A 6,970-nucleotide genomic window follows, 5' to 3' on the forward strand; every position below is an offset into this window, starting at 1 on the left:
ATCAAGGATCTTCGATCCCTTGGGCAGTGAATTTGAGATCTCATAGATCTCCAGGCTGGGGCTCCCAAAGGTCGAGGCCTCAGTGTTCTTACAGGATCTTTCCCAAAAGGGCTTGTCCATCAATTTTCCCTGTTTTACAAATAACGATTAACCAACAACGAAGCCGGTCAGGCCTTCTCCAGCTCCCGTTCCAGCTGCTGCAGTTGGTGCATCTCGAAATACTTGCCCCGGCGGTCCAACAGTTCCTGGTGTTTTCCTTGCTCCACTATCCGGCCCTGGTCCATCACCAGTATCAGGTCGGCGTCCATGATGGCGAAGATGCGGTGGGAGATGACGATGGAGGTGCGCTGTTCCAGTTCGGATCTCAGGCTGTCCAGGATCCTGCGCTCGGTGTCTGCGTCCACCGCCGACAGGGCGTCGTCCAAGATCAGGATGGGCTTGTCCAGCAGCAGGGCCCGGGCCAGGGCCAGCCGCTGCTTCTGGCCGCCGGACAAAGTGACCCCCCGCTCGCCGATCACGGTCTGATAACCCTTGGGCAGCCCCAGGATCTCCTGGTGAACGGAGGCCAGACGGGCCACCCTCTCCAACTGGTCGTGTTCGGGCAGGGGCCAGCGCCCAAAGGAGATGTTCTCCTCGATGCTGTCGGAGAACAGGAAGCTGTCCTGGGGCACAAAGGCGAACTGCTCCCGCAGGGAATCCACGGTGTATCCGGTGATCTCCCGGCCGTCCAAAAGTATCCGTCCCTGCCGGTAGTCATACAACCGCATCAGCAGGTGGGCCAAAGTGCTTTTGCCCGAACCGATGGTGCCGGTGATGCCCAGCATCTTTCTGTCCTTAAGCTCAAAGCTGATGTCCTGCAGGGCCGGACGGGACTGGTCCTGATGGTAGTAGGTCAGGTTTTTGAAGGCAATGGCCCCATGGGATCTCCCCAATTTGGCCGCTCCGGGGTGGTCCTTGATCTGGGGCCGGGTCTCCAGTATCCGGTTGAGACGCCCCTGGGAGGCCGCGCCCCGCTGAAAGATGTCGATGGCCCGCCCGATGGCGATCATGGGCCAGATCAATATCCCCAGATAGGCCATGAAGGCCACGAAGTCCCCCAGGGAGATCCGTCCGGAGACGGCCAGCTGCCCGCCCCACCAGAGGGCGATGCCCTGTGAGAAGGAGGCCACCAGGGTTATCAGGGGAAAGAAAGCCCCCCAGATCCAGACCAGGCTTATGTTCTTGTCAAGGTAGTCCCGGCTGGTGGCATCGAACCGGACATTCTCCGATTGCTCCTGGACGAAAAGCTTGACCACCTTGATGCCCGAGATGTTCTCCCGCACCGCCTCGGTCAGCCCGGAGAAGGACTTCTGCACCACCTCGAACCGGCGGCGGATCATCCGCCCGAACAGGGCCACGATCAGGCTTAAGAACGGCAGGGGCACCAGGGCGTAAAGGGAAAGCCGGGGCGAAAGCCGGAACATCAGGAACAGGGCGGCCAGGCCCAGCACCACGATGTCGGTCAGGATCACCGAGCCGAAGCCCAGGGCCATCCGCACCGCGTTGATGTCGTTGGTGGCGTGGGCCATCAGGTCGCCGGTCTTGGTGGAATCGAAATAGACGAAGTCCAAAGTGCAGAGGTGGGAGAAAAGCTCCTCCCGCAGTTTCTGCTCCACCCTGCGGGCGGTGCCTATCAAATAATAGCGCCAGAAGAAACGCCCCAGACCGATGGCCAGGGCAATGCCCGCCACCCAGGCCCCGTAGACCAAAAGCTTTTTGGGGTCCACGGCGCCCAGGGCCAGGCTGTCCACCGCCTGCCGCACCACCAGGGGGATCAGCAGCTGCAGCAGGTCCACCGCGATCAGGCTGGTGAAACCGGCCGCCAGGGCCCATTTGTGGCGGGCCAGGTATTTTTTTAGTTTAAAGAGTTCTTTCATTCCCAAACAGGTAATTTATTAGGAAGCCCCGCCTTTGCTAAAGCTACGGCGGGCAGGCAGGAAAACAGGAAAAATTAAATTAGGCCGCCAGAATATACCGTCTTTTACAGGATGCCAATTCACTAAGTTAATTGAGAGATCAGCGGGCCGGACTATTTCCTTCGTTTAAGGAGTTTTTCCAGTTCTACCGCCAGCAAGATCGATGACGAGACTGCCAGGCAGACCGCCAGGTCAACCCCCCGGACGAAGGCCGTCTTGAATACCGGCTGGAGGAACGGGACATAGACCGCCGCCAGCTGCAGCAGGCCGGTGATCAGCACCGCTCCGTAGAGATAGGGGTTGCCCGAAGGCTTAAGGGCAAAGAACGACCGCCGGTCGGAGCGGATGGCCAGCGCGTTGAAAAGCTGGTAAAAGGACATGGTCATGAAGACCATGGTCCGGGCGATGGTCTGGGACATCTGCTCCGAGTGGCCCATGGCCAGGTGCTCCCCGATGGCCCAGCGGAACATCCACAGGCAGCCGGCCGCCATCAGCGTCCCCGAGAAGACCACCTGCTGCCAAAGCCCTCCGGCAAAAAGGTTCTCCTTGGGCGGCCGGGGCGGGCGTTGCATTATGTCCGGCTCGGCCGGCTCCCGGCTCAGGGCCAGGGCCGGCAGGGAATCGGTCACCAGGTTGATCCACAGGATCTGGAGGGGCAAAAGAGGCAGGGGCATGTTCAGCATGATCCCCCCGAACATGGTCAGCACCTCGCCCAGGTTGGTGCCCAGCATATAGCGCACGAACTTGCGGATGTTGTCGTAGATCCGCCGGCCCTCGGACACCGCCGCCACGATGGTGGCGAAATTGTCGTCCAGCAGGATCATGTCGGAGGCTTCCTTGGAAACATCGGTGCCGGTGATCCCCATGGCCAGGCCGATGTCGGCCCCCTTAAGGGCCGGGGCGTCGTTGACCCCGTCCCCGGTCATGGCCACTATCTGCCCCCTTTGCTGCAGGGCCTGCACGATCTTGATCTTGTCCTCGGGGGAGACCCGGGCAAAAAGCGAGATGCGGTCTATCCGGTCGGCCAGCTCTTCCACCGTCAGCCTCTTCAGCTCCAGGCCGGTCAGGGTAAGGTCTCCCTCGCGGTAGATGCCCAGTTCCCGGGCAATGGCCAGCGCGGTGGCCGGATGGTCGCCGGTGATCATCACCGGGCGGATCCCGGCGCTGCGGCACAGCTCCACCGCGGCCTTAACCTCTTCCCGGGGCGGATCGATCATGGCCGCCAGACCCAGGAACTGCAGGCCGGCTTCGATCTCAGCCGGGGAAAGGTTTTCGGGCAGAACATCAATTGTCTTGTAACCAAAGGCCAGCACCCGGTGGCCGCCGTCGGCCAGGGTCTTGTTGATCCCGCCGGCTTCCGGGGTAAAGTCCAGGCACCGGTGTTCCAGATGGTCCAGGGCCCCCTTGACAAAGCAGACATACTTGCCGTCTTCCCGCCGGTGGATGGTGGTCATCATCTTGCGGTCGGAGTCAAAGGGCAGTTCGGCCGCCCGGGGAAGGTCCTTCTCCAGAGCCTCGGGCCACAGGCCGGCCTTGGCGGCCATGGTCAGCAGGGCCCCCTCGGTGGGGTCGCCGGTGATCCGCCAGCTGTCCGAGCCGTCGGCCTTCTCCTGGAACAGGGTGGCGTCGTTGCAGAGGCAGGCGGCCTCCATCATCAGCCGGAACAGCTCACCCTGGGCCTTTTGGCCGTCCTCGGAGAGAATGTCTCCCTCCGGCCGGTAGCCGCTTCCGCTGACCCCGTATTCCTTCCCCCCGCAGAAGATCTGCTTGACCGTCATCTGGTTCTGGGTCAGGGTCCCGGTCTTGTCGGAGCAGATTACGGAGACCGAGCCCAGGGTCTCCACCGCCGGCAGCTTCTTGACCAGGGCGTTCTTTTTGACCATCATTTGGACGCCCATCGAAAGGACGATGGTGATCACCGCCGGCAGGCTTTCGGGGATGGCCGCCACCGCCAGGGAGATGGCCGTCAGCAGCATGACCGGGACAGGGATGCCGTGCATCCATCCGGCCGCGAAGATCACCGCGCAAAGCGCCACCGTGGCCAGGGCCAGCACCTTGGCCAGCCCTGCCAGCCTTTTCTGGAGCGGGGTCTCCCCGTCCTTTAAACTCTGGATGGACCGGGCGATTTTGCCCAGCTCGGTGCTCATCCCGGTGGCCGTGACCACGGCCTTGCCCCGGCCGTAAACGCAGATGGTGCCCAAAAAGGCCATGTTGGTCTGATCGGCCAGGGAGACCTCCCGGTCAATTTCCCGGAAGGACTTTTCCGAGGGCAGGGACTCCCCGGTCAGCGATGACTCCTCGATCTTAAGCGAGGCCGCCTCCAGGATGCGGGCATCGGCCGGGATGCGGGCCCCGGCCTCCAGCAGGATCACATCGCCCGGCACCAGATTCTCCGAGGGGATCTCCATCACCTTTCCCCCGCGCACCACCTTGGCCAGCGGCTGGGAGAGTTTTTTAAGGGCGGCCATGGCCTGGTCGGCTTTGTATTCCTGCAAAAACCCGATGACGGCGTTGATCAGGGCTATGGCCAGGATCACGAAGGAATCAGTCAGGTCGTGGGTCAGGCCGGAGACCACGGCGGCGGCCAGCAGCACTCCCACCATGATGTTCTTGAACTGGTCAAAGAATATCTTCAGCGGCCCGGTCCGCCTGCCCTCGCTCAGCTTGTTGGGCCCGTATTGGACCAAAAGCTCTGCCGCCCGGGCTTCCGAAAGGCCGGAATAGCGGTCCGAGCCGAGCTGGGAAATGGCCAGTTCCCTGGATTTATTGTAGAAGGACATGTTATTGAATGAAAAATATTTAACCTTTTATTATATCACTCAGGCCGCAAATAAGTCAACAAAATCCAGCCCAAATAACAGGAGAATAAATATATCCTTAAGCCCAGCATTTTTTATTGATAAAACAAAGAATAATTGCTATACTATAAACTATGTCCAAGCTGATGATCATAGCCGGAGAAACCTCCGGAGACCTCCACGGCGGCCAGCTGGTAAGGGAGCTGAAGGCGCTGGATCCGGGCCTGGAAATATCCGGGATCGGGGGCGACCGGATGCAGGCGGAAGGGATGGAGCTTTTTTACCATGTAAGCGAGCTTTCCTTCATGGGCCTGGCCGAGGTGATCGGCCATCTGCCGTTCATCCGTTCGGTGACCAAGAAACTGGAGGGCGAGCTGTATGCCCGGAAACCGGATGCGGTGGTGCTGATAGACTATCCCGGGTTCAACCTGCGGTTTGCCCGGAGGGCGAAAAAAGCCGGTATCCCGGTGGTCTATTTCATCTCGCCCAAGGTCTGGGCCTGGGGGCGGGGCAGGGTGCGCAAGATCCGCAAGCTGGTGGACAAGATGCTCTGCATCCTTCCCTTTGAAGAGGAGTTTTACCGGGGCCGCCGGATTAACGCCCTTTATGTGGGCAATCCATCAATGGACGAGGTCCGGCCCGGGCAGAGCCGGGAGCAGTTCCACAAGGACAATGGGCTGAACCTCGAGCGACCGTTGCTGGGCCTGCTGCCGGGCAGCCGCAAGCAGGAGATAGAACTGATCCTGCCGGTGATGCTGCAGACCGCAAGGATGCTCAAAGAAAAAGATCCCGCCCTGCAGTTCGCCCTGGGCCTGGCCCCGGGCATGGACCGGGAACGGATCGAGGACATGATCGCGGTCTCCGGCCTGGATGCGGCCCTGATAGAAGGGCCGGCCTACGACCTGATGGCCCATTCCCGGCTGCTGCTGGTGGCCTCGGGCACCGCCACTTTGGAGGCCGGGATCGCCGGGACGCCCATGATCATCATCTACAAGACCTCAGCCCTGACCTACTTCATCGGCCGCCGGCTGATCAAAGTGCCAGACATAGGCCTGGTGAACCTGGTGGCCGGAAAGAGGGTGGTGCCGGAGTTCCTGCAGGGCGAGGCCCGGCCCGGTGCGATCTTCCTGATGGCCCAGGTGCTGCTGGCCGAGGGCCGTCCGCGTCAGGTGGTGACGGCGGAGCTGGCCAAGATCCGGGATATACTGGGAGCGCCGGGGGCGGCCAAGCGTGCGGCGGGGGAAATAATGAGTGTCATAAAAGCATCATGAAAAGAACATTATTCCTGATAGCCTCGCTATCATTGGCTGCAAGCCTATCTTCGCAAGAGATCCCCAAAGGCGGGAAAGAAAACCCGAGGATTAAAAGGCCGGTGGGTTTAAGTTTGAATTTGGGCGGCCCAGCATTATTCGCTTCGGTCTCTTTGGATTATTTTGTTTTGCCCGTATTGAACGTTGAAGCCGGCGGAGGTGTTTGGGGATATTATGCCGGCCCCAAATTCCATTTTAAGGGAAACACCAAAAAGAATGTAACACTGTACATCGGGGTTTTAGCAACAGCATATCCGCCTCTGCCGGGGACAAGCGCATTCTACGATGTTGGATGGAATGTATCAAAACCAAAAACACATTATTATGTATATGTACCAATCGGGTTAAACAACATATCAAAAAACGGATATACAACTTCCATAGAGATTGCAACAAGCAATGCATTTACAGAGTGGAAAGTCCCCATTATCTTTTCACTTAAATTCGGGTATCATTTCAACAAAAACTAACGCTCTATACCAACCATTTAATCACAAATTCCAATGAATATCATAGACCTCCGCTCCGACACGGTCACAAAACCATCCACCGCCATGAAGCAGGCCATGTTCAGCGCTCCGCTAGGCGACGACGTCTTCGGCGACGACCCCACGGTCAATAAGTTGCAAAGCGAGACCGCCAAACTGCTGGGCAAGCAGGCCGGGTTGTTCGTGCCCACCGGCACCATGGGAAACCAGATCGCACTCAAGACCCTGGCTCAGCCCGGGGACGAAGTGATACTGGATCACGAGTCCCACATCTTCCGCTACGAAGTGGCCGGGGCGGCGGTGATGTCCGGCCTGCAGTTCCATACCATCAACGGCCCGGGAGGGATCATGACGGCGGAACAGGTCAGGGAGGCCATCCGCCCGGCCGACATCCACCAGCCGCAAACCACTGTGGTCTG

5 protein-coding genes are annotated in these 6,970 nt (G+C 59.7%); 3 read left to right on the forward strand and 2 right to left on the reverse strand.

Going from position 1 to position 6,970, the window contains the following annotated elements; genetic code table 11:
- Positions 1–167 precede the first annotated feature (167 nt).
- Entirely contained in the window at positions 168–1,916 is a 1,749-nt protein-coding gene (locus Q7U71_10775; protein MDO9392240.1) for an ABC transporter ATP-binding protein, read from the reverse strand.
- 152 nt (positions 1,917–2,068) lie between these two features.
- Complete coding sequence (locus tag Q7U71_10780; protein ID MDO9392241.1) at positions 2,069–4,735, reverse strand: cation-translocating P-type ATPase; 2,667 nt, start codon at positions 4,733–4,735, stop codon at positions 2,069–2,071.
- Positions 4,736–4,887: 152 nt separating this feature from the next.
- Between Q7U71_10780 and lpxB the strand changes: the two genes are divergently transcribed.
- The 3 genes from lpxB to Q7U71_10795 all read left to right on the forward strand — a co-directional run.
- Positions 4,888–6,024 carry a lipid-A-disaccharide synthase gene (gene lpxB / locus Q7U71_10785; GenBank protein MDO9392242.1) on the forward strand — a complete coding sequence of 379 codons (1,137 nt, stop codon included), beginning with the start codon at positions 4,888–4,890 and terminating at the stop codon, positions 6,022–6,024.
- Positions 6,021–6,533 (forward strand): hypothetical protein, encoded by a 513-nt coding sequence (locus Q7U71_10790; protein ID MDO9392243.1) that lies wholly within the window; start codon positions 6,021–6,023, stop codon positions 6,531–6,533. The genes lpxB and Q7U71_10790 overlap by 4 nt, the downstream gene beginning before the upstream one ends.
- A 33-nt stretch (positions 6,534–6,566) precedes the next feature.
- A partial coding sequence (locus Q7U71_10795) for an aminotransferase class I/II-fold pyridoxal phosphate-dependent enzyme (protein MDO9392244.1) occupies positions 6,567–6,970 on the forward strand: 404 nt, incomplete at its 3' end.

Source organism: bacterium (assembly GCA_030655055.1).
Classification (GTDB): domain Bacteria; phylum Edwardsbacteria; class AC1; order AC1; family EtOH8; genus UBA5202.

Excerpts from the sequence above, each read along its gene's own strand:
- Q7U71_10775 (MDO9392240.1), bottom strand. The coding sequence starts at position 1,916 with ATGAAAGAACTCTTTAAACTAAAAAAATACCTGGCCCGCCACAAATGG.
- lpxB (MDO9392242.1), top strand. The coding sequence starts at position 4,888 with ATGTCCAAGCTGATGATCATAGCCGGAGAAACCTCCGGAGACCTCCAC.
- Q7U71_10780 (MDO9392241.1), bottom strand. The coding sequence starts at position 4,735 with ATGTCCTTCTACAATAAATCCAGGGAACTGGCCATTTCCCAGCTCGGC.
- Q7U71_10790 (MDO9392243.1), top strand. The coding sequence starts at position 6,021 with ATGAAAAGAACATTATTCCTGATAGCCTCGCTATCATTGGCTGCAAGC.